General features: G+C 68.3%; 20 protein-coding genes and 1 pseudogene. 20 read left to right on the top strand and 1 reads right to left on the bottom strand.

The window, feature by feature from the left end:
* Positions 1 to 7: 7 nt before the first annotated feature.
* From GTV32_RS05110 to aroB, 6 genes are all read left to right on the top strand, one after another.
* The gene (locus GTV32_RS05110) at positions 8 to 1792 is read left to right on the top strand and encodes an endolytic transglycosylase MltG (protein ID WP_343287215.1); all 1785 of its coding nucleotides are present in this window, start codon (positions 8 to 10) and stop codon (positions 1790 to 1792) included.
* A gap of 4 nt (positions 1793 to 1796) precedes the next feature.
* Complete coding sequence (locus GTV32_RS05105; RefSeq protein WP_161059208.1) at positions 1797 to 2627, top strand: shikimate dehydrogenase; 831 nt, start codon at positions 1797 to 1799, stop codon at positions 2625 to 2627.
* Positions 2628 to 2746: 119 nt separating this feature from the next.
* A complete protein-coding gene (locus GTV32_RS05100; protein WP_161059207.1) occupies positions 2747 to 3133 on the top strand; it encodes a prepilin peptidase in 387 nt (128 codons plus the stop codon).
* Between the two features lie 40 nt (positions 3134 to 3173).
* Positions 3174 to 4382 carry a chorismate synthase gene (aroC, locus tag GTV32_RS05095; protein ID WP_161059206.1) on the top strand — a complete coding sequence of 403 codons (1209 nt, stop codon included), beginning with the start codon at positions 3174 to 3176 and terminating at the stop codon, positions 4380 to 4382.
* Complete coding sequence (locus GTV32_RS05090) at positions 4379 to 4933, top strand: shikimate kinase (RefSeq protein ID WP_161059205.1); 555 nt, start codon at positions 4379 to 4381, stop codon at positions 4931 to 4933. The genes aroC and GTV32_RS05090 overlap by 4 nt, the downstream gene beginning before the upstream one ends.
* Positions 4930 to 6036, top strand: a complete 1107-nt coding sequence (gene aroB, locus GTV32_RS05085) for a 3-dehydroquinate synthase (protein WP_161059204.1) — start codon at positions 4930 to 4932, stop codon at positions 6034 to 6036. Before GTV32_RS05090 ends, aroB begins: the two co-directional genes overlap by 4 nt.
* Positions 6037 to 6106: 70 nt before the next feature.
* Here the strand turns inward: aroB and GTV32_RS05080 are convergent, their stop codons facing one another.
* Positions 6107 to 6601, bottom strand: a complete 495-nt coding sequence (locus GTV32_RS05080; protein WP_161059203.1) for a B-4DMT family transporter — start codon at positions 6599 to 6601, stop codon at positions 6107 to 6109.
* Positions 6602 to 6709: 108 nt separating this feature from the next.
* On the opposite strand from GTV32_RS05080, the gene GTV32_RS05075 reads away from it, so the two are divergent.
* The 14 genes and pseudogenes from GTV32_RS05075 (at position 6710) to coaBC (ending at position 21194) form a co-directional block, all read left to right on the top strand.
* Positions 6710 to 7837, top strand: coding sequence for an aminopeptidase P family protein (locus GTV32_RS05075; protein ID WP_161059202.1), 1128 nt, complete (start codon positions 6710 to 6712; stop codon positions 7835 to 7837).
* 37 nt (positions 7838 to 7874) lie between these two features.
* Positions 7875 to 8438, top strand: coding sequence for an elongation factor P (efp, locus tag GTV32_RS05070; RefSeq protein WP_161059201.1), 564 nt, complete (start codon positions 7875 to 7877; stop codon positions 8436 to 8438).
* 15 nt (positions 8439 to 8453) lie between these two features.
* On the top strand, positions 8454 to 8939 hold the full coding sequence (nusB, locus tag GTV32_RS05065) for a transcription antitermination factor NusB (RefSeq protein WP_161059200.1): 486 nt from the start codon (positions 8454 to 8456) through the stop codon (positions 8937 to 8939).
* Positions 8940 to 9095: 156 nt separating this feature from the next.
* A complete protein-coding gene (gene pyrR / locus GTV32_RS05060) occupies positions 9096 to 9665 on the top strand; it encodes a bifunctional pyr operon transcriptional regulator/uracil phosphoribosyltransferase PyrR (RefSeq protein WP_161059199.1) in 570 nt (189 codons plus the stop codon).
* Positions 9665 to 10630, top strand: a complete 966-nt coding sequence (locus tag GTV32_RS05055) for an aspartate carbamoyltransferase catalytic subunit (protein ID WP_161059198.1) — start codon at positions 9665 to 9667, stop codon at positions 10628 to 10630. The genes pyrR and GTV32_RS05055 overlap by 1 nt, the downstream gene beginning before the upstream one ends.
* A gap of 34 nt (positions 10631 to 10664) precedes the next feature.
* Entirely contained in the window at positions 10665 to 12011 is a 1347-nt protein-coding gene (locus GTV32_RS05050; protein ID WP_161059197.1) for a dihydroorotase, read from the top strand.
* On the top strand, positions 12008 to 12562 hold the full coding sequence (locus GTV32_RS05045) for a transporter (protein WP_343287214.1): 555 nt from the start codon (positions 12008 to 12010) through the stop codon (positions 12560 to 12562). The genes GTV32_RS05050 and GTV32_RS05045 overlap by 4 nt, the downstream gene beginning before the upstream one ends.
* Positions 12559 to 13730 (top strand): annotated as a pseudogene (gene carA / locus GTV32_RS05040) (glutamine-hydrolyzing carbamoyl-phosphate synthase small subunit). Before GTV32_RS05045 ends, carA begins: the two are co-directional and overlap by 4 nt.
* Positions 13730 to 17065 carry a carbamoyl-phosphate synthase large subunit gene (gene carB / locus GTV32_RS05035; protein WP_161059196.1) on the top strand — a complete coding sequence of 1112 codons (3336 nt, stop codon included), beginning with the start codon at positions 13730 to 13732 and terminating at the stop codon, positions 17063 to 17065. Before carA ends, carB begins: the two are co-directional and overlap by 1 nt.
* Positions 17062 to 17898, top strand: a complete 837-nt coding sequence (pyrF, locus tag GTV32_RS05030) for an orotidine-5'-phosphate decarboxylase (protein ID WP_343287213.1) — start codon at positions 17062 to 17064, stop codon at positions 17896 to 17898. The genes carB and pyrF overlap by 4 nt, the downstream gene beginning before the upstream one ends.
* A gap of 632 nt (positions 17899 to 18530) precedes the next feature.
* Positions 18531 to 18845, top strand: coding sequence for an integration host factor, actinobacterial type (gene mihF, locus GTV32_RS05025; protein WP_012834141.1), 315 nt, complete (start codon positions 18531 to 18533; stop codon positions 18843 to 18845).
* Between the two features lie 46 nt (positions 18846 to 18891).
* Positions 18892 to 19536, top strand: coding sequence for a guanylate kinase (gene gmk / locus GTV32_RS05020; RefSeq protein WP_161059195.1), 645 nt, complete (start codon positions 18892 to 18894; stop codon positions 19534 to 19536).
* A 64-nt stretch (positions 19537 to 19600) separates the two neighbouring features.
* Positions 19601 to 19900, top strand: coding sequence for a DNA-directed RNA polymerase subunit omega (rpoZ, locus tag GTV32_RS05015; protein WP_161059194.1), 300 nt, complete (start codon positions 19601 to 19603; stop codon positions 19898 to 19900).
* Between the two features lie 16 nt (positions 19901 to 19916).
* Positions 19917 to 21194 carry a bifunctional phosphopantothenoylcysteine decarboxylase/phosphopantothenate--cysteine ligase CoaBC gene (gene coaBC / locus GTV32_RS05010; RefSeq protein ID WP_161059193.1) on the top strand — a complete coding sequence of 426 codons (1278 nt, stop codon included), beginning with the start codon at positions 19917 to 19919 and terminating at the stop codon, positions 21192 to 21194.
* Positions 21195 to 21366: the final 172 nt, after the last annotated feature.

Here is a 21366-nt window from a genome sequence, read left to right as displayed (position 1 = left end):
TCATTCGGTGACCGACGAGCACCAGCATCGGCCGCGCTCGCGGCGTCACGACATCTCCGATCAGCCCACCGAGCAACTCGACCTCGACCGGCTTCGGTATTTCACCCAACCGGCCGACGGCAAGCCCTCGACGCGCCATCGCCGGCGCCGGGAAGTCGAGTCCTCCGAGCAGGCAGACGTCCCACGGCCTGCGCAGGCCCCGGTCCCGCCGAGTGCGCCACCCCCGCGTCCTCCGCAGGGAACCATGCCGCCGTCGCCGCCGCCCCCGCCGCGGACCGGGCCGCAGCGTGTGGCGCCGGACGCCCGTCGCATGCCCAGCGCGCCGCCGCAGAGCCGGCCCGAGCAGAACCCATCGGGGCAGATCCCACTCGAGCAGATCCCAGGGGCGTCGGACGAGGATCCGGACCAGCCTCTGAGGCTGTCCTCGGGCGAATACAGCGACCCCTTGCGTACCGCGGTACCGCACCGGGTGCGTCCCCAGACGATCGATCCGCAACCGGCGCGCACCCACTTCCTCGACACCGACGACGCGGGCCTGGCCGAGGCCGGCGACGATGTGCCGGATCGTGGAGGCAAGCGCTCGAGACGGCAGGGCAGCCCCGGACGCCCGAAGAGCAGACGTTCGGGCCGCCCGAAGGGCAGTTCACCTAATCGCACCCGCCGGCGCGTCATCCTCGCGGCCGTGATGGCCTGCATGCTCGTCCTGGTGGCCGGGGTCGGATTCGTCGGACTGCGCTCGATGGGAGTCTTCGAGAACCACAAGGACTACTCGAGTGCGGCCGGTACGGCGGACGTCATCGTCGACATCCCGCAGAACTCGACCTTGATGGACTTCGGCCGGATCCTGGAGAAGGACGATGTCGTCGCCAGCGTGAACGCGTTCCTCGATGCGGCAGGCGGGCAGGCCATGTCCGGGGGCTTCTACAAACTCCGCACCCAGATCCCGGCATCCACCGCGGTCGAGATGATGACCGATGGCAACGAGCACCGTGTCGGCCGGATGGTGGTGCCGGAAGGGCTGCAGCTCGACAACAAGAAGGGGGTCGACGGGAAGACCACCCCCGGAATCTTCCAGATGATCTCGGACGCGACCGCGGTGACGGTGAACGGTCAGCGGATCGGAGCGGACGTCGGCCAGCTCGAGAAGGCGGCGGCCGAGTCGGCGCCAGAACAGCTCGGCGTCCCGGCCTGGGCCCGGCCGACTGTCGAACAGCTCACCGGTGACCATCGACGGATCGAAGGGCTGATCGCACCCGGGACGTGGGAGACGATCGATCCGAGCCACTCGGCGACCCAGATCCTGCACGACCTGATCGTGGCCAGCTCGATCCGGTTCCAGCAGTGGGGTCTGCTCGAGCAGCACGACTCCGGATTGACTCCGTACGAGACGCTGGTCGCGGCCTCGGTCGTCGAACGTGAGGTGGCCGATGCGCAGGACTTCCCGAAGGTCGCAAGGGTGATCCTCAACCGGCTGGCCAAAGATCAACGGCTGGAAATGGATTCCACCACCAACTACACCGCAGATGTGACCAACATCGACGTCTACGGTGACGCGTACAAGGCCGACAACAAGTGGAACACCTACCGCAACACGGGGCTTCCGGTGACGCCGATCGGCGCGGTGGGCGAGCGGGCGCTGAGTGCGGTCGAGCACCCGACCGCAGGCGCCTGGCTCTACTTCGTGACCGTCGATCGACAGGGCACCACACTGTTCGCCGACACGTTCGAAGAACACCAGCAGAACCGCGAGAAAGCGTGCGAGAACAAACTGCTGAGTACCGGATGCGGATGATCGGATGGACGTGACGAGGCGACGTGCGGCAGTGCTCGGGTCGCCGGTCGGTCATTCGCGGTCACCCGATCTGCACTTGGCGGCCTACCGCGCGCTCGGTCTGCCCGAGTGGACCTACGACCGGATCGAGTGCACGGCAGAGGAACTGCCTGAGCTGGTCGGCGGGCTCGGTCCAGACTTCGTCGGTCTCTCGGTGACGATGCCGGCCAAGCTGGCAGCCCTCGCATTCGCAGACGAGCGCACACCACGCGCCGAACTGGTCGGATCGGCCAACACACTCGTACGCACCGACCACGGCTGGCGTGCGGACTGCACAGACATCGACGGAATGTCCGGCGCACTGCGCGAGGTGGGCGCAGACGCCGGCGCAGGTCCGTCCGCGGTCTTGGTGGGCGCCGGAGGTACCGCGTTGCCGACGGTGGCCGCACTCGCCGACGCCGGGTTCACCGATCTCGTGGTGGTGGCGCGGGACGCGGGGCGGGCGCAGCCCGTCCTCGAACTCGCACACACGGTCGGCATGACCACCGCGGTGCTGCCCTTCGAGCCGGGCGCCGACCTCGAGGAGCGTTGCCGTGCGGCCGGCGTGATGATCTCGACGGTCCCCGCGGGCGCGACGACGCCACTCGTCGGTTCGTTGGCCGCAGCGGCGAAGGTGGTCGACGTGATCTATCACCCATGGCCGACACCGCTGGCCGCAGCGGTGTCGACGGCCGGCGGCCGGGTGGCCGGCGGTCTGGTGATGTTGCTCAACCAGGCCTTCAGTCAGGTCGAGCAGTTCACCGGACGTCCGGCACCGCGTGAGGCGATGGCGGCGGCACTCGACATGGTCGGATGATCGACCGGCGCTAGCACGACGTCGGCGCGGGGCCACCGGACCATCCACAGCCGGCCGGCGATGCACAGGGTCGTCTGTTGAGCGCGCCGACCCGTGCGCGCGACCGGCACGCTGTGCGGATGAGTTCTTTCCTGGTGCTGACCTGGCTCGCCGTGATGGTGGTGGGCGATCTGCGGTCGGGTCGGATCTCGACGGCGATGCTCTGGCCCGGTATCGCGGCGACGCTCGCGATGTCGGTGGGGCACCCGGCGGTTCTCGCGGCAGCACTCATGACGGCGTCTCCGTACCTGTTCGCGGCACTCGCCCGTGCGTGTGGGGGTGGCGATCTCAAGCTCGCCTTCGTCCTCGGTGGGTTGGTCGGCGACGTCGGTGCCGCGCTCCTGGTGGTACTCGGCGCCGCGGTGATCGCGGTCGTGACACACCTGCGAGCACACACAGATGCGGCCGGTCGACCACACGCCCCGGCGCTGGTCGCCGCCGCGCTCTGCGCTCTAGGCGCCGTGTGAGCGGGTCTACGAGGTGGGGTGGTGGGGTGACAACGAGGCCATGGAACAATTGAGCACTGTGTTGCGCTGGATAACTGCCGGAGAATCCCATGGCCCGGCCCTGGTCGCCCTCGTCGAGGGGATGGTGGCCGGAGTGGAGATCACCTCGTCCGACATCGCCGAGCAACTGGCCCGTCGCCGCCTCGGCTACGGGCGTGGGGCGCGGATGAAGTTCGAGGCGGACAAGATCACCCTTGTCGGCGGGTTGCGGCACGGACGGACGATGGGCGGTCCGGTCGCCATCGAGATCGCCAACTCCGAATGGCCCAAATGGGAGACGGTGATGGCCGCCGACCCGGTCGACCCTGCCGAGCTGGAGGGCAGCGCGCGTAACGCGCCCCTCACCCGGCCGCGGCCCGGGCACGCCGACTACTCGGGCATGCTGAAGTACGGGTTCGACGACGCCCGCCCGGTCCTCGAACGTGCCAGCGCTCGGGAGACTGCGGCGCGGGTGGCCGCCGGTACCGTCGCCCGAAACTTCCTGCGTCAGGTGTTCGGGATAGACGTGCTGTCGCATGTCATCTCGATCGGCGCGAGTGAGCCCTATGACGGTCCGGCGCCCCGCATCACCGATCTGCCCGCGATCGACGAGAGCCCGGTCCGCGCGTTCGACGCCGACGCCGGGCAGCGGATGATCGACGAGATCGAGGCCGCGAAGAAGGACGGCGACACTCTCGGTGGTGTCGTCGAGGTCGTCGCCACCGGCGTACCGGTCGGCCTGGGCTCGCATGTCAGCGGCGAGACCCGTCTCGACGCGCGCCTGGCCGGTGCCCTGATGGGCATCCAGGCGATCAAGGGTGTCGAGGTCGGCGACGGCTTCACCACTGCCCGACGCCGCGGAAGCCAGGCCCACGACGAGATGGTGCCGGGCCCTGACGGTGTGCTCCGTTCCACCAACCGTGCCGGCGGTCTGGAGGGCGGTATGACCAACGGCGAGGACGTGCGGGTTCGGGTGGCGATGAAACCGATCTCGACGGTGCCGCGGGCATTGTCCACCGTCGACATGGCGACCGGCGACGAGGCCGTGGCGATCCACCAGCGGTCTGACGTCTGTGCGGTCCCGGCCGCCGGTGTGGTCGCCGAGGCGATGGTCGCACTGGTGCTCGCGCAGGCCGCCCTCGACAAGTTCGGTGGTGACTCGGTGACCGAGACCGCGGAGAACCTGGCGGGTTACCGCAAGCTGATCGACGCGCGACCACCGCAACGATGACCGCGACCCGCCCCGAGCGTCGTCCGGTCGTGGTGCTCATCGGCTTCATGGGCGCGGGAAAGTCGACGGTCGGCCGCATCCTGGCCGATCGACTGGGCGTGGACTTCCTCGACACCGACGCCGAATTGGTGCATCGCACCGGCCGGACCATCCCGGACATCTTCACGACGGACGGACCCGAACGGTTCCGCGAGATCGAGCGTGACGTGGTACTCGACATCTTGCGCTCCCACGGTGGGGTGCTCGCGCTCGGCGGTGGGGCGGTGATGACGCCCGCGGTGGCGGCTGCCCTCGCCGACCACCGGGTGGTCTACCTGCAGATCGACGCCGAGCAGGGCTTCGCCCGGGTCCGCGACAGCGACCGGCCGCTGATCGCCGGTGACGATCCGCACCGCCGGTACCGTGAACTCCTCGCCGAACGTGACGACACCTATCTCCGGACGGGCACTCTCACGGTCGACGCGGCCGCCGGTGAACCGGAGGACGTCGCAGACGCCGTCCTCGCCGAACTCGCCCGTGTACTCGCGCCAGAAAGGGCCGCCACCACATGACCGAACCCATTGCGATCACGGTTGACGCCGGCGCACCGTACGACGTGGTCATCGGGCGTGGCCTGCTCGACGACGTCGCCGCCGCCGCGGCCGGTGCCGACCGCATAGCGATCCTGTACCAGCCGACGCTGGCCAAGACGGCTGAGCAGATCCGGGAATTCTTGGCGGACAAGGATTTCGACGCCCATCGTATCGAGATCCCGGATGCCGAGGCGGGTAAGGACCTCTCGGTTGCGGCGTTCTGCTGGGACGTGTTCGGCAGGATCGGCCTCAAACGGAACGACAAGGTGATCAGTCTCGGTGGCGGCGCGGCCACCGACCTCGCGGGTTTCGTCGCCGCGACCTGGATGCGCGGCATCGGCGTCATCCACATCCCGACGACGCTGTTGGCGATGGTCGATGCGGCGGTCGGCGGCAAGACCGGGATCAACACCGACGCGGGTAAGAATCTCGTCGGCTCGTTCCACGAACCCGACGCGGTCCTGATCGACACTGCGACCCTGGCCACGGTGCCGCGCAACGAGATCGTCGCCGGGCTGGCCGAGGTCATCAAGACCGGCTTCATCGCCGATCCGGCGATCCTCGACATCATCGAGGCCGACCCGGTCGCCGCGACGGATGCGGCGGGCGACGTGTTGCCGGAACTGATCCGCCGGTCGGTCCAGGTGAAGGCGGACGTGGTCTCGGCGGACCTCAAGGAATCGTCCTTGCGTGAGATCCTCAACTACGGGCACACCCTCGGTCACGCCATCGAGCGTCGGGAGCGCTATCGCTGGCGCCACGGTGCCGCCGTGTCGGTGGGGCTGGTGTTCGCCGCGGAGCTGGCGAGACTGGCCGGGCGGCTCGACGATGCCACTGCCGATCGCCACCGCACGGTGCTCGAGCTGGTCGGCCTACCGACCAGCTACGACGCCGACGCGTTGCCCGACCTGCTGGAGACGATGTCGGGGGACAAGAAGAACCGGTCCGGTGTGCTGCGCTTCGTCGTCCTGGACGGCCTGGCCAAGCCCGGCCGGCTGGAGGGGCCGGACCCGGGCCTCATCGCTGCCGCCTACTCGGCGATCGCCGGCGATGCCGCGCCGTCGGGCGGCGTGCTTCTCTGACCCGAGCCACAAAGAACTCCCACCGTCGCGGCCTCGTGCGTCGGTGGGAGTTGTTCTTGTGTCGGGTTTGTCAGCCGGCGACGTGTTCGCCGTCGCGGTCGGGATGCACCGACCAGTCGTCTTCGGTGTCCTGCCCCTTGCGCTGATCGCGGCGGACCAGGAAACGACCGACGGCGGCGCCGACGAACGCGGGGGCGAACACGAGCAGCGCGGTGAACGAGCCGCCCGCGATCAGTTCGATGAACAGGCTGGCCTCGCCGATACCGGCGAACACGAAGCGGCCCAGGATCCAGCAGATCAGGCCGGCGGCGACACCCGCGAGCAGGCCCGCCTGCAGCCAGCGCACGGTGAGATCCCGGTAGTCGTCGGGATCCGGATTCGCACGGGCGTCCGCGGTGCCGTCGATCCCGCCCCAGAGGAGCGCGACGAGGACGACCGCGGCGATCGCGATCGTCTTCCAGACGGTGGAATGCAGTGGGGCGTTGACGACGGCCACACCGAGCAGCACACGGGCGATGACGTGAACGGCGGTCATGACCACACCGCGCAGCAACCACGAAGACATAGCCGACAGGGTACGCAACGACGAACGTGTTCCAAAACACATCCCCACGAGATCATCGATGCCGACGCGTCGAAAGGTGTGTGATCGGACGCGCGGTAGCGTGAAGAGATGTCTGCCGATGCCATGACCAGCGACTACCGAGCCCGCCGCGACCGCGTCCGCACCGCCCTCACACGGCTGGAAGAACCCGCGGAGGCCGTTGTCATCACCGACCTCGTGAACGTCCGCTACCTCACCGGGTTCACCGGCTCCAACGGCGCTGTCCTGATCTGGGCCGCCGACGGCTCAGCCGACCGCATCGGCACCGACGGCCGTTACCTCACCCAGGTCGCCGAGCAGGCCGGGGATCTGGAGGCGGTGATCGCCCGCGACTGCCTGACCGAACTGGCGATGCACGCGCACCGGGCGGGGGCCCGGGCGATCGGCTTCGAGGCCGACTCGGTGACGGTCGCCGAGCACCGCGGTCTCGTGGGGCGGTTGGAGGGCCAGGACGGCCCACCGGCGGAGTTGGTCGGTTGCCGGGCGTTGGTCCAGGAACTCCGCAAGGTCAAGGATGCAGCCGAGATCGAACTGTTGCGCCGCGCCTGCGGGATCGGCGACCGGGGGCTGGCGGCCATCATCGATCGTGGGGTGATCCGCGCCGGCGCAACCGAACGCGAGGTCGCCCGAGCGCTCGAATGGGAGATGTATGCCCTCGGCGCCGACGACATCGCCTTCGAGACGATCGTCGCCGCCGGTGCGAACTCCGCCATCCCGCATCACCGCCCGACGGATGCCGTGCTGGCGGATGGCGATTTCGTCAAGATCGACTTCGGGGCGGTGGTCGAGGGCTATCACTCGGACATGACCCGCACGTATGTCCTGTCGCGCGCCGCGGACTGGCAGCGCGAGATCTACGAGCTGGTGGCCACCGCCGCGGCCGCCGGCCGCGCAGCATTGCATCCGGGTGCGGACCTGCGCGGCGTGGACGCGGCCGCGCGGTCGGTCATCGCCGACGCGGGGTACGGCGAGCACTACGTCCACGGGCTCGGCCACGGCGTCGGACTCGAGATACACGAAGCGCCCGGGATCGGGTCCCTGGCGACGGGTACACTGCCTTGCGGCGCGGCGGTGACCGTGGAGCCCGGCGTCTACCTCCCAGGGCGAGGTGGCGTCAGGATCGAGGACACGCTCGTCGTCACAGACGACGCACCGGACCTGCTGACCGCCACCGACAAGACATTCACCGTCATCTGACGGTCGTTGACCCCGAGAAGACAGGGAAGAGAACCACATGGCGACCACCGCCGATTTCAAGAACGGCCTCGTGCTGCGCATGGACGACCAGCTCTGGCAGATCCAGGAATTCCAGCACGTGAAGCCCGGCAAGGGGCCGGCCTTCGTCCGCACCAAGATCAAGAACGTGCTCTCCGGCAAGATCGTCGACAAGACGTTCAACGCCGGCGTCAAGGTGGAGACCGCGACCGTCGACCGTCGCGACATGACCTACCTCTACAACGACGGCACCGACTACGTGTTCATGGACGGCGAGACCTTCGACCAGATCTCGGTCCAGCCCGCCACCATCGGCGACGGCGCGCGATTCCTGCTCGAGAACATGACTGTGCAGGTGGCCATGCACGAAGGCAATCCGCTCTATGTGGAGCTGCCGGTGACCGTCGAACTCGTCGTCTCGCAGACCGATCCCGGGCTGCAGGGGGATCGCTCGACCGGTGGCACCAAGCCGGCGACGATGGAGACCGGCGCGGAGATCCAGGTCCCGCTGTTCATCAACACCGGCGACAAGCTCAAGGTCGACTCCCGGGACGGCGGCTACCTCGGCCGCGTCAACGGCTGATCGAACGATCCGCCCGTGAAACAGCCCGGAACCAGACACAAGGCCCGCCGTCGCGCGGTCGACCTGTTGTTCGAGGCGGAGGCCAAGAAGGTCAGCCCGGCGCAACTGGTCTCGGAGCGTCGCCTCTACGTCCGTGACGACGAGAGCGTCGGGACCATCCACGACTACACGGCGACCGTCATCGAGGGCCTTGCCGTCGACCTCTCGCAGGTCGACGCCGTGGTGTCCTCGCATCTGCGCGGGTGGACGCTGGAGCGGCTGCCCGCCGTCGACCGTGCGATCCTCCGGTTGGCCACCTGGGAGCTCTTCAACGCCACCGACGTCGACCCGGTCGTGATCGTCGACGAGGCGGTGGAGTTGGCGAAGGAACTCTCGACCGACGATTCGCCCGCGTTCGTCAACGGAGTGCTGGCCCGTATTGCCGAGCTCGCGCCTCAGGTCCGCGCCGCGGCCGCCGCCGACGAGGCGCGTGCCGAGCACGACGGCACCGACACCGTTTGATCAAACACACACCTCGTCGGCTCGGTTCGGCGGGGTGTCGGCGTGTAAAGTATCGCGAGACAGACATCCTTTAACGATCCGTCCAGCGAGGCGGAGAAGGAGGTCGGCTTGCCCATGCCAGCAGATGGCGCGCGGCCAACCGATGGTGCCCGGTCCATGGGACGGGTTCTTCTCGATGCTTCCGACGTCTCCCGCACCATCGCAAGGGTCGCCCATGAGGTGATCGAGAAGACCGCGCTCGACTCGCCCGATGCCCCGCGCGTGGTGATCATCGGGATCCCGACCCGAGGGACCTATCTGGCGTCCCGGCTGGCGGACAAGATCAACGAGTTCGCCGACACCCACGTTCCGGTCGGCTATCTCGACATCACGCTCTATCGCGATGACCTCCGTGCCAAGCCGCACCGGCCACTCGAACGGACCGTCGTGCCCGCGGGTGGCGTGGACAACGCGGTGGTCATCCTGGTCGACGACGTCCTCTTCTCGGGCCGCACCGTGCGCGCCGCCCTTGATGCGCTCCGCGACCTGGGCCGTCCCGCGGCAGTTCAGCTTGCGGTACTCGTCGACCGCGGGCACCGGGAGCTCCCGCTGCGCGCCGACTACGTCGGCAAGAATATCCCGACGTCACGCGACGAGAACGTCTCGGTGCATCTCGTCGAGCAGGACGAGATCGACGAGGTCGTCTTGAGTCCGGCGTCCCGGCCGTCGACGGGAGGGGAGGCCTGATGCGGCACCTTCTCTCCACCCAGGATCTGACGGCCGACGAGGCGACCGAGCTGCTCGACGAGGCGGAGCGATTCGAGCAGGCACTCACCGGACGCGAGGTGCGCAAGCTCCCCACCTTGCGCGGGCGCACCGTGATGACGGTTTTCTACGAGAATTCCACCCGTACCCGGGTCTCCTTCGAGGTCGCCGGAAAGTGGATGAGCGCCGACGTGATCAACGTGAGCGCGTCGAGTTCGTCGGTGGGCAAGGGAGAGTCGTTGCGGGACACCGCGAAGACCCTGCACGCGCTGGGCGCCGATGCGCTGATCGTGCGCCATCCGGCCTCGGGGGCCGCTCACCAGATCGCGGCCTGGACCTCGGGTGGGGCGCGGGGATCCGCCGACGACGCGACCGGCCCCGCGATCATCAACGCAGGCGACGGTACCCACGAGCATCCGACCCAGGCTCTGCTGGATGCCCTGACCCTGCGTCAGCGACTCGGTTCGCTCAAGGACCGCCGGGTGGCCATCGTCGGAGATGTCCTGCACTCGCGCGTGGCGCGTTCCAACGCCCACCTGCTTGCCACGCTCGGCGCCGAGGTCGTCCTGGTGGCGCCGGAGACGCTGCTGCCGGTCGGGGTCGAGGACTGGCCGGTGGTCACCTCGAACTCGCTCGACGCGGAGTTGGCGGCGGCAGACGCGGTGATGATGCTGCGAGTCCAGGCCGAGCGCATGAACGGCGGGTTCTTTCCCAGCACCCGCGAATACTCGGTGCGGTTCGGCCTGAACGACCGACGGATGGGCCTGCTCGCCGACCACGCGGTCGTGTTGCACCCGGGCCCGATGCTGCGCGGTATGGAGATCGGTTACTCGGTCGCCGACTCACCGCGGGCAACCGTCCTCGAACAGGTACGCAACGGGGTGCACGTGCGGATGGCGGTCTTGTTCCGCCTGCTCGTCGGCACCGACAGCCCAGGAGCCCAGTGACCATGCCAGGAGCTCAGCGAGTGGAGATACAGAAGTGAGCGCTCCGACAACAGGTTCGATCCTGATCGCCGACATCCGTCCCTACGGGGAAGGCGACCCGGTCGACGTTCTCGTCGTCGACGGTGAGATCACCCAGATCGGGGCCGGACTCACCGCGCCGGACGGGGTCGACCGCGTCGACGGTGCCGGAGCGGTGCTGCTGCCCGGCTTCGTCGACCTGCACACGCATCTGCGTGAGCCCGGCCGGGAGGACACCGAGACCATCCGCTCCGGATCATCGGCGGCTGCGCTCGGTGGGTACACCGCCGTGTTCGCGATGGCCAACACCGATCCGGTCGCCGACAACTCGACCGTCACCGACAACGTGTGGCGTACCGGCCGCGATGTCGGGCTCGTCGACGTACATCCGGTCGGTGCCGTCACCGTCGGCCTCGCCGGCACCCAACTCGCCGAGATGGGCATGATGGCGGCGGGAGTCGCAGGTGTGCGGATGTTCAGCGACGATGGCAAATGCGTCGACGACCCCCTGCTCATGCGTCGCGCGCTCGAATATGCGAAGGGACTCGACGTCCTGATCGCGCAGCACGCCGAGGAGCCGCGACTGACCGTCGGGGCGGTCGCCCACGAGGGGCCGAACGCTGCCCGGCTCGGCCTCACCGGGTGGCCACGCGCCGCCGAGGAATCGATCGTGATCCGGGACGCGTTGCTGGCGCGCGACGCCGGTACCCGGGTCCACATCTGCCACGCGTCGACCGAGGGGACCGTCGAACTCCTACGGTGGGCCCGGGAGCAGGGGATCGCCATCAGTGCGGAGGTGACGCCCCATCACCTGCTCCTCGACGACTCACGCCTGCTCGGCACCGAGATCGAGGGGAGCGGGCCGGATCTCCCGGCCTATGACCCGGTCAACAAGGTGAACCCGCCGTTGCGCGAGTCCCGCGACAAATTCGCGCTCCGGCAGGCTCTCGCCGACGGCGTGATCGACTGTGTCGCAACCGACCATGCGCCGCATGCGGCACAGGACAAGGCGTGCGAGTTCGCCCAGGCCCGGCCCGGGATGCTCGGCCTTCAGACCGCATTGCCGATCGTCGTCGAGACGATGGTGACACCCGGATTGCTCGACTGGCGGGGCGTGGCGCGCGTGATGAGTGAACGACCCGCACAGATCGTCGGTCTCGCCGACCACGGACGTCCGATCGCCGTCGGCGAACCGGGCAACCTCACCCTGATCGACCCGGACACGTCGTGGGTGGTCGAGGCCGACGGCCTGGCCAGCCTGTCGCGCAACACGCCGTACGAGGCCATGACGATGCCCGCCACCGTGACCGCGACGGTGTTGCGGGGCGTGGTGACCGCGCGGGACGGCGAGGTCATGCGGTGAGTGGATTCGAGGTCGTGGTGGTGCTGGTCGTGGTCCTGGTGTGGCTCGGCCTCGTCGCCCTTGTGCTGCGCGGCTGGCGCAACCGCGGACGACGCCAGACCGATCTGATCGGTCCGCTGCCCACCGTCCCCGCCGATCTCGGGGTTCCCACCCGGGGGCCCGACACCGGACTTTATGTCGGCAGCACCATCGCACCGAGCTGGCAGGACCGGGTGGCGGTCGGAGACGTCGGCGATCGGGCCTCGGCCGCGATCTCCGCGTACCCGGCGGGCATCCTGATCGACCGAAAAGGCGCCTCCGAGATCTGGATTCCGCGGGCTTCCATCACGGCCGTCCGGACCGAGCGTGGTCTGGCGGGCAAGGTCATGTCCGCTGATGGGGTCCTGGTGATCCGGTGGGTGCTGCCCAGCGGCACCGAGATCGACTCCGGACTGCGGGCCGACGACAAGAACACATACCCAGGATGGGTGTCGGAGGATCCCGACGCCACGGCCGGACGCGAAGCGGGCGACCCGGCACCTGAGCAATCCGAACAGAGGAAAGATCAATGAGCACAGCAGTTCTGGTGCTGGAGAACGGACAGGTCTTCCGTGGCCGGGAGTACGGTGCGACCGGCGCGACGCTCGGTGAGGCCGTGTTCTGCACAGCCATGACGGGCTACCAGGAGACCTTGACCGACCCCAGCTATCACCGCCAGATCGTCGTCGCGACCGCGCCGCAGATCGGCAACACCGGCTGGAACGACGAGGACGGTGAGAGCACCGGGAGTGCCGGAAGCGATTCGGCCTCCGGTGATTCCGGAAAGATCTGGGTTGCCGGCTACGCGGTGCGCAATCCCACCCGCCGCGTGTCGAACTGGCGTGCCACGACGTCTCTCGAGGACGAACTGCGCAAGCAAGGGATCGTCGGTATCGCCGGCATCGACACGCGCAGCGTCGTGCGCGTCCTGCGTGACCACGGCTCGATGCGCGCCGGGGTCTTCTCGGGTGCCGCGCTGTCGTCCGACGACGACCTGGTCGCGCAGGTGCGCAGTCAGCCGGAGATGCGGGGTGCCGACCTCGCCGGCGAGGTGACCACCGGCGCGGGTTACGTGGTCGAGCCCACGGATGGCGAGGCCCGATTCACCGTCGCGGCGCTCGATCTCGGGATCAAGACCAACACGCCACGGATGTTCGCGCAGCGCGGTGTCCGCGTCCACGTCTTGCCGTCGACCGTCGGGCTCGACGCGATCACCGACCTGAAGCCGGACGGCGTGTTCCTCTCGAACGGCCCGGGCGATCCCGCCACCGCGGACGCGACGGTCGAGCTGACGCGCGGCGTGCTCGGGGCGGGGTTGCCGCTCTTCGGGATCTGTTTCGGCAACCAGATCCTGGGCCGCGCCCTCGGCCGGCACACCTACAAGATGAAGTTCGGCCATCGTGGCATCAACATCCCGGTCGTCGACCACGTCACCGGCAGGGTGTCGATCACCGCGCAGAACCACGGCTTCGCACTCGAGGGCGAGGCCGGTGAAGAATTCGAGACGGACTTCGGGCGCGCGCGGGTGAGCCACGTGTGCGCCAACGACGGGACCGTCGAAGGCGTGGAACTGCTCTCCGGGCAGGCCTTCTCGGTCCAGTATCACCCGAGGCCGCGGCCGGTCCGCACGACGCCGCGTATCTCTTCGACAAGTTCGTCACCCATCTCGAGGGTGACCCCGCACATGGAACGAGGGCCTGATGCCGCGCCGTACAGACATCTCCCACGTCCTGGTGATCGGCTCAGGTCCGATCGTGATCGGCCAGGCATGCGAATTCGACTACTCCGGCACGCAGGCGTGCCGGGTCCTGAAGGCCGAAGGCCTGCGGGTGAGCCTGGTCAACTCGAACCCGGCGACGATCATGACCGATCCGGAGTTCGCCGACGCCACCTACGTCGAGCCGATCACGGCCGAATACGTGGAGAAGGTGATCGAGGCCGAGCGCGACGCGGGACACCCCATCGACGCGGTGCTGGCCACCCTCGGCGGGCAGACCGCGCTCAACACAGCTGTCGCGCTGCATGATCGTGGCTCCCTCGAGAAGTACGACATCGAGTTGATCGGTGCCGACTTCGACGCCATCCAGCGTGGCGAGGATCGGCAGATGTTCAAGGACATCGTCGCGAAAGTCGGCGGCGAGAGCGCTCGCTCACGTGTGTGTCACACGATGGACGAGGTGTACGACACGGTCGCCGACCTGGGCTACCCGGTCGTCGTGCGGCCGTCGTTCACGATGGGCGGGCTGGGTTCGGGCCTGGCCTACGACCGAGACGATCTCGAGCGCATCGCGGGTGGTGGGTTGGCTGCGTCGCCCACCGCCAACGTGCTCATCGAGGAATCAATCCTCGGCTGGAAGGAATACGAGCTCGAGTTGATGCGCGACAACCGCGACAACGTGGTGGTCGTCTGCTCGATCGAGAATCTCGACCCGGTCGGTGTGCACACCGGCGACTCGGTCACGGTCGCGCCCGCGATGACCCTGACCGACCGCGAGTACCAGATCATGCGCGACCTGTCGATCGACATCCTGCGCGAGGTCGGCGTCGACACCGGTGGCTGCAACATCCAGTTCGCGCAGGATCCGACCGACGGCCGTCTCGTGGTGATCGAGATGAACCCCCGTGTGTCGCGTTCGTCGGCGCTGGCATCCAAGGCGACCGGCTTCCCGATCGCGAAGATCGCCGCGAAACTCGCCATCGGCTACAGCCTGGACGAGATCGTCAACGACATCACCAAGGAGACCCCCGCCTGTTTCGAGCCGACGCTGGACTACGTCGTCGTCAAGGCGCCGCGGTTCGCGTTCGAGAAGTTCCCCGGCGCCGACGACACGCTGACCACCACGATGAAGTCGGTGGGCGAGGCCATGTCGCTCGGGCGGAGCTTTGCCGAGGCGCTGGGCAAGGTGATGCGATCGCTGGAGACGAAGGCGGCGGGTTTCTGGACGGAACCGAACCGGCCGGATCCCGCGAGCATCGACCTCGACGGGTTGCTCGAGTCGCTGAAGACGCCCAAGGACGGCCGGCTCTACGGGGTGATGCTGGCCTTCGAGGCCGGCGCGTCCATCGAGCAGCTCTACGAGGCGACCTCGATCGATCCGTGGTTCCTGGCCGAGATCGGCGGCGTGGCCGCGCTCGGCGCCGAACTGCGCGACGCCGAAACGCTCGACGAGGCACTGTTGCGCGAGGCGAAGAGCACCGGATTCTCGGACCGTCAGATCGCTGCACTGCGAACCGATTTCGCCGATGAGGCGGCGGTCCGCGAGTTCCGGGTGGGCGCGGGTGTGCACCCGGTCTACAAGACTGTCGACACGTGCGCCGCCGAGTTCGAGGCGAAGACGCCGTACCACTATTCGACGTACGAACTCGATCCCGCCGCCACCAGTGAGGTCGCCCCACAGCCGGATCGTCCCAAGGTGCTGATCCTCGGATCGGGCCCCAATCGCATCGGCCAGGGCATCGAGTTCGATTACTCATGCGTGCACGCGGCGCTCACGCTGTCGGAGGCCGGGTACGAGACCGTGATGGTCAACTGCAACCCGGAGACGGTCTCCACCGACTACGACACCGCCGATCGACTGTATTTCGAGCCGTTGACCTTCGAGGACGTTCTCGAGGTCTATCGCGCCGAGTCGACGTCCGGCACCGTCGCCGGTGTCATCGTGCAACTCGGTGGCCAGACGCCGCTGGGGCTGGCGCACCGTCTCGCGGACGCGGGGGTCCCGATCGTCGGGACCAGCCCGGAGGCCATCGACCTCGCCGAGGACCGTGGCGAGTTCGGCAAGGTGCTCACCGCGGCAGGCTTGCCTGCCCCGGCGTTCGGGACCGCGACCAGCTTCGACGAGGCGCGCGCCACGGCGGCCCGGATCGGCTACCCGGTCCTGGTGCGTCCGTCGTATGTGCTCGGCGGGCGCGGGATGGAGATCGTCTACGACGAGAAGTCCCTGGAGGACTACATCTCTCGGGCCACCGAGCTCACCTCGGATCATCCCGTGCTGGTGGACCGCTTCCTCGAGGACGCGGTCGAGATCGACGTCGACGCGCTGTGCGACGGCGACGAGGTCTACATCGGTGGGGTGATGGAGCACATCGAGGAGGCCGGTATCCACTCCGGTGACTCCGCGTGTGCCTTGCCCCCGGTCACACTCGGCCGGTCGGATCTCGCGATGGTCCGTGCGTCCACCGAGGCATTGGCCAAGGGCATCGGCGTCCGGGGCCTGCTGAACGTGCAGTACGCGCTGAAGGACGACACGCTCTACGTCCTGGAGGCCAACCCGCGCGCCAGTCGGACGGTGCCCTTCGTCTCGAAGGCGACCGCGGTCTCACTGGCGAAAGCGTGCGCGCGTGTCATGCTCGGCGAGTCGATCGCCGAGTTGCGCGGACAGGGCCTGCTCGACGCCGTCGGCGACGGTGGCGAATCGCCCACGGACGCACCGATTTCGGTCAAGGAGGCGGTGTTGCCGTTCAACCGCTTCCGACGCCAGGACGGCAGCGGTGTGGACTCGCTGCTCAGCCCGGAGATGAAGTCGACCGGCGAGGTGATGGGTATCGATGCCGACTTCGGGCGGGCGTTCGCCAAGTCGCAGACCGCCGCCTATGGCTCGCTGCCGACTTCGGGGGCGATCTTCGTCTCCGTCGCCAACAAGGACAAGCGGGCGCTGATCTTCCCGGTCAAGCACCTGGCGGACCTCGGGTTCGAGATCCTGGCCACCGAAGGGACCGCAGATGTATTGCGGCGCAATGGCATCGATTGCCAGACCGTGCGCAAGCATTCGGATGCCGCGCCAGGTGAGCGGACCGTTGTCGACATCGTCCGCGCGGGCGAGGTCGTGATGGTGATCAACACCCCGTACGGCAACTCGGGACCACGCGTGGACGGTTACGAGATCCGGAGCGCCGCCGTGTCGGTCAACATCCCGTGCATCACGACGGTTCAGGGTGCGAGCGCCGCCGTCCAGGGCATCGAGGCCGCCATGAACGGTCGGGTGAACGTCGAGTCCTTGCAACGGCGACACGCGGTGTTGGTGAACCGACGGTGACCACGGCAGCGGTGTCGGGTTTTGCGACCCGCTATCTCGATGCGGTCGAGAGGCGCGGTCGACTCTGCGTCGGTATCGACCCGCACGCCGAGTTGTTGGAGCAATGGGACCTGCCGGTCTCGGTGGACGGTCTGAGCCGATTCGGCGACATCTGCGTGGAGGCGCTGGGGCCGGTGGCGGCGGTGATCAAGCCGCAGGTCGCGTTCTTCGAGGTGTTCGGTGCGGCCGGCTTCGGAGTCCTGGAACGGGTCATACGGGGCTGTCAGGCGAGCGGTGCGCTGGTGCTGGCCGACGCCAAGCGTGGCGACATCGGCTCCACCATGGCCGCCTACGCGACCGCGTGGCTCGACGACCGGTCCGCGCTGTGTGCCGACGCGGTGACGGTGTCGCCCTATCTCGGTTTCGGCTCGCTCGCACCCGCGGTCGACGCCGCTCGGGCAGGGGAGCGGGGGGTGTTCGTGCTGGCGCGGACATCGAATCCGGAAGGTGCCTCGGTGCAACTCGCCGATGCCGATGGGCGGGCTGTCGGTCAGACGGTCGTCGACCACGCTGCCGCCGAGAACGCCGACGGCACAGGCACCGTCGGGCTCGTGGTGGGGGCCACCCGCGCGCACGGCCTCGACCTGGGCGCCCTGCGCGGACCGATCCTCGCGCCCGGTCTCGGTGCACAGGGTGCGAGCGCCGATGACCTCCCCGAGGTGTTCGACGGCGCCGACGCCGCGTGGGTTCTGCCGGCGAGCAGCCGGGCGGTCCTGCGTGCCGGGCCCGACGTCGGCGCGTTGCGCGCGTCGGCCGAACGGACACGCGACGGCGTGGAATCCGCGCTGAGCTGATCGGGTGGGCGCCTCACCGGTGTCGGCGGCGACCTCGGCACGCTTCGCGGCGGCCCGATCAGGGCTGCGTCGGTGCCTTCATCTCCGAGCGGTACATCGGGGTGGTGGAACGGGTGATCGGCCGGTGACGGCGCCGTGAGGGCGCGTGTCGCACGGCCTGTGTTCGCGGTCGCGGTTTGCGGTGACGGCCTCGTCGCGCGACACGCGCGACGAGCGTCGGATTACAGAGAAATTCCTGATCATCACTCCCGTCACACCCGTATCAGTGCAGGCAGACGCGAGATTGTGCACCGATCGGCGGTGTCGAGCCGTCGCGATCGGTGGGCATCGTCGGTGACCTGCGGTTTATCGGCAAATTGCGTAGTCAGAGCGCTGCTGCCGGGGCTGTCGGGCCGATGGTCTACGTTCGGAGGGCGAGGGACGTTACAACACCGGAATCCGGTGGATTTTCCGGGGGTGGCACTCGCAAATGCCTGCTCACGTGAGTACGGTCGCTTTCGCCGCACCATTCGGCGGCGGTGGCATTGTCGCTGATCGCGATCGCCCCGGTCGCGCCGGCGACCAACCGCCATCAGGCGCCTTCGGGCACCTGATGACAGTCCAATCGAAGACACGAAAGACGGAGGAACCCCGTGGCCCTTCCCCAGTTGACAGACGAGCAGCGCGCTGCAGCGTTGGAGAAGGCAGCTGCCGCTCGGCGGGCCCGCGCCGAGCTCAAGGAGCGCCTGAAGCGCGGCGGCACCGACCTGAAGCAGGTGCTGAAGGACGCCGAGAACGACGAGATCCTGGGCAAGATGAAGGTGTCGGCGTTGCTCGAGGCGCTGCCCAAGGTCGGCAAGGTCAAGGCGCAGGAGATCATGACCGAGCTGGAGATCGCTCCGACGCGCCGCCTGCGCGGACTCGGCGATCGCCAGCGCAAGGCGCTGCTCGAGAAGTTCAGCTCCTGATCGAGCCGAAGCAGCGCGGACGCGTGATGACGACTCAGGTTCGGCGGTGACCCGACCGCCGCAGCAGCCGCAATCCGAGCGCACGAGGGGTCGACTGGTGGTACTGGTCGGCCCCTCAGCCGTCGGTAAGTCCACCGTGGTGGCAAAGGTGCGGGAGCTGCTGCCCACGATGTACTTCAGCGTGTCGGTGACGACACGTGCGCCACGCCCCGGCGAGGTCGACGGACGTGACTACCACTTCGTGTCCGGAGACGAGTTCGACCGGATGATCGCCGACGACGAGCTTCTCGAGTGGGCCGAGATCCACGGCGGCCTGCAGCGGTCGGGTACACCGGTCGCACCCGTCGTCGAGGCATTGGAACAGGGCGTTCCGGTGCTGGTGGAGGTCGACCTGGTGGGCGCGCGCAACGTGATCCGGCGACTGCCGGAGACGATCAGTGTCTTCCTCGCGCCCCCGAGCTGGGACGAGTTGGTGTCGCGGCTCACCGGCCGGGGCACCGAGACGGCCGACGCCGTGGCCCGGCGCCTGGAGACGGCACGCATCGAAATGGACGCCCAAGACGAGTTCGACCACGTGCTGGTGAACCGTCGAGTCGACCAGGTGGCCTCCGAGTTGGTATCCTTGCTGGTCGGGTCCGAAGATTCGGCGTCGCGCCCGACCCCGACCGGACAATCGACCTCAGACGTTTGAGAAAGGCGGACGGCCACCGCCACCCGGCGGCCGCCGCACAAAGCACAGTGATGCAGGAGAATGCGTGAGCACCCAGACGAACTTCGACGTGACCGAGATCGCCGACGCCCCGGCCTATGAGACCCCGCTGGGAATCACCAACCCGCCGATCGACGACCTGCTCGACCGTGCGTCGTCGAAGTATGCATTGGTGATCTACGCGGCCAAGCGCGCGCGGCAGATCAACGACTACTACAACCAGCTCGGCGACGGAATCCTCGAATACGTCGGCCCGCTGGTGGAGCCGGGCCTGCAGGAGAAGCCGCTGTCGATCGCGATGCGGGAGATCCACTCCGACCTCCTCGAGCACACCGAAGGCGAATAGAACCTCGGGCGCGGGGATGACCGCAGCGCACACAGGTTCGCCGGGTGCCCAGCGACGCCGGGTCCTGATCGGTGTCGGCGGCGGGATCGCCGCGTACAAGGTCTGCTCGGTGATCCGGCACTTCACCGAAGCCGGCCACGAGGTCCGGGTGGTGCCCACCCAGTCGGCTCTGAAGTTCGTCGGCGCCGCCACGTTCGAGGCGCTGTCCGGCAACCCCGTCAGCACCGACGTCTTCGACGACGTCGACCAGGTCGCCCACGTGCGCCTCGGCCAGGGTGCCGACCTCGTCGTGATCGCGCCGGCCACCGCCGACCTCATGGCGCGCGCGGCATCCGGCCGTGCCGACGACCTGCTCACCGCGTCCTTGCTCACCGTGCGCTGTCCGGTGCTGGTCGTGCCTGCGATGCACACCGAGATGTGGGAGCACGCGGCCACCCAGGCCAATGTCTCGACGCTGCGCGAGCGCGGGATCACCGTCATGACCCCGGCGTCCGGTCGCCTCACCGGCACCGACAGCGGCCGTGGCCGCCTGCCGGATCCGCAGGAGATCGCGATGATCGGCGAACTGCTGCTCGAACGCCCCGACGCGCTGCCATACGACCTCGCCGGAGTTCGGGTGGTGATCAGTGCGGGCGGTACCCGCGAACCGCTCGATCCGGTCCGCTTCCTCGGCAATCGGAGTTCCGGCAAACAGGGTTTCGCGCTCGCGCGGGCGGCGGCCCAGCGCGGTGCCATCGTCACCGTGGTCGCGGGCTCGACCGCCGATCCGGGGGACCCGGCCGGCGTCGAGATCATCCGGGTGGCGAGCGCACAGGAACTCGCCGACGAGATGACCAAGCGCGCGGCAGAGGCCGATGTCGTGATCATGGCCGCTGCCGTCGCCGATTTCCGTCCGGTGACGGTGTCCGAGGCGAAGATCAAGAAGGGCGAGTCGGGTCCGGCGCCCATCGAGCTGACCACGAATCCCGACATCCTGCGCGGCCTGGTGGAGAGCCGGACGGCCGGCCGCATCCCGGCACAGACCGTCATCGTGGGCTTCGCCGCGGAGACCGGCGACGAGACGGGCGGTGTGCTCGACCACGGCCGGACCAAACTCCGGCGCAAGGGTTGCGATCTTCTGGTGGTGAACGCCGTCGGCGACGGCAAGGCGTTCGGAACCGAGGACAACACGGGCTGGCTGTTGTCGTCGGGCGGCACCGAGACAGCTCTGCCGTTCGGCTCGAAAACGCTCATGTCGAGCAGAATCCTCGACGAGGTTCGTGCTCTGGTGCCAGATGGTGACGGCACGGCCTGACCGGCCGGGCCGCGTCTGGACCGTCGGAGCCGGTGTGTAGTTTGGAACGCGTTCATTCCGGTGCGATCCCGGGATGCAAGAAGCCCTGATCAGTAGTCACAATTGCTGTGCAGAGAGAACTGCTCTGCAGAGAACACCATCGGCAGATACGACTGCCGACGCGCCCGTCCGG

The sequence above is a fragment of the Gordonia sp. SID5947 genome, assembly GCF_009862785.1.
In the GTDB taxonomy this organism is placed as follows: Bacteria; Actinomycetota; Actinomycetes; order Mycobacteriales; family Mycobacteriaceae; genus Gordonia.
Note: the sequence above shows the minus strand (reverse complement) of the source record. Positions and strands in the feature narration are given on the sequence as shown.

Coding starts and splice junctions, on each gene's coding strand:
- GTV32_RS05105 (WP_161059208.1), top strand. CDS start 1,797: ATGGACGTGACGAGGCGACGTGCGGCAGTGCTCGGGTCGCCGGTCGGT.
- GTV32_RS05100 (WP_161059207.1), top strand. CDS start 2,747: ATGAGTTCTTTCCTGGTGCTGACCTGGCTCGCCGTGATGGTGGTGGGC.
- aroC (WP_161059206.1), top strand. CDS start 3,174: ATGGAACAATTGAGCACTGTGTTGCGCTGGATAACTGCCGGAGAATCC.
- GTV32_RS05090 (WP_161059205.1), top strand. CDS start 4,379: ATGACCGCGACCCGCCCCGAGCGTCGTCCGGTCGTGGTGCTCATCGGC.
- aroB (WP_161059204.1), top strand. CDS start 4,930: ATGACCGAACCCATTGCGATCACGGTTGACGCCGGCGCACCGTACGAC.
- GTV32_RS05080 (WP_161059203.1), bottom strand. CDS start 6,601: ATGTCTTCGTGGTTGCTGCGCGGTGTGGTCATGACCGCCGTTCACGTC.
- GTV32_RS05075 (WP_161059202.1), top strand. CDS start 6,710: ATGTCTGCCGATGCCATGACCAGCGACTACCGAGCCCGCCGCGACCGC.
- efp (WP_161059201.1), top strand. CDS start 7,875: ATGGCGACCACCGCCGATTTCAAGAACGGCCTCGTGCTGCGCATGGAC.
- pyrR (WP_161059199.1), top strand. CDS start 9,096: ATGGGACGGGTTCTTCTCGATGCTTCCGACGTCTCCCGCACCATCGCA.
- GTV32_RS05055 (WP_161059198.1), top strand. CDS start 9,665: ATGCGGCACCTTCTCTCCACCCAGGATCTGACGGCCGACGAGGCGACC.
- carB (WP_161059196.1), top strand. CDS start 13,730: ATGCCGCGCCGTACAGACATCTCCCACGTCCTGGTGATCGGCTCAGGT.
- coaBC (WP_161059193.1), top strand. CDS start 19,917: ATGACCGCAGCGCACACAGGTTCGCCGGGTGCCCAGCGACGCCGGGTC.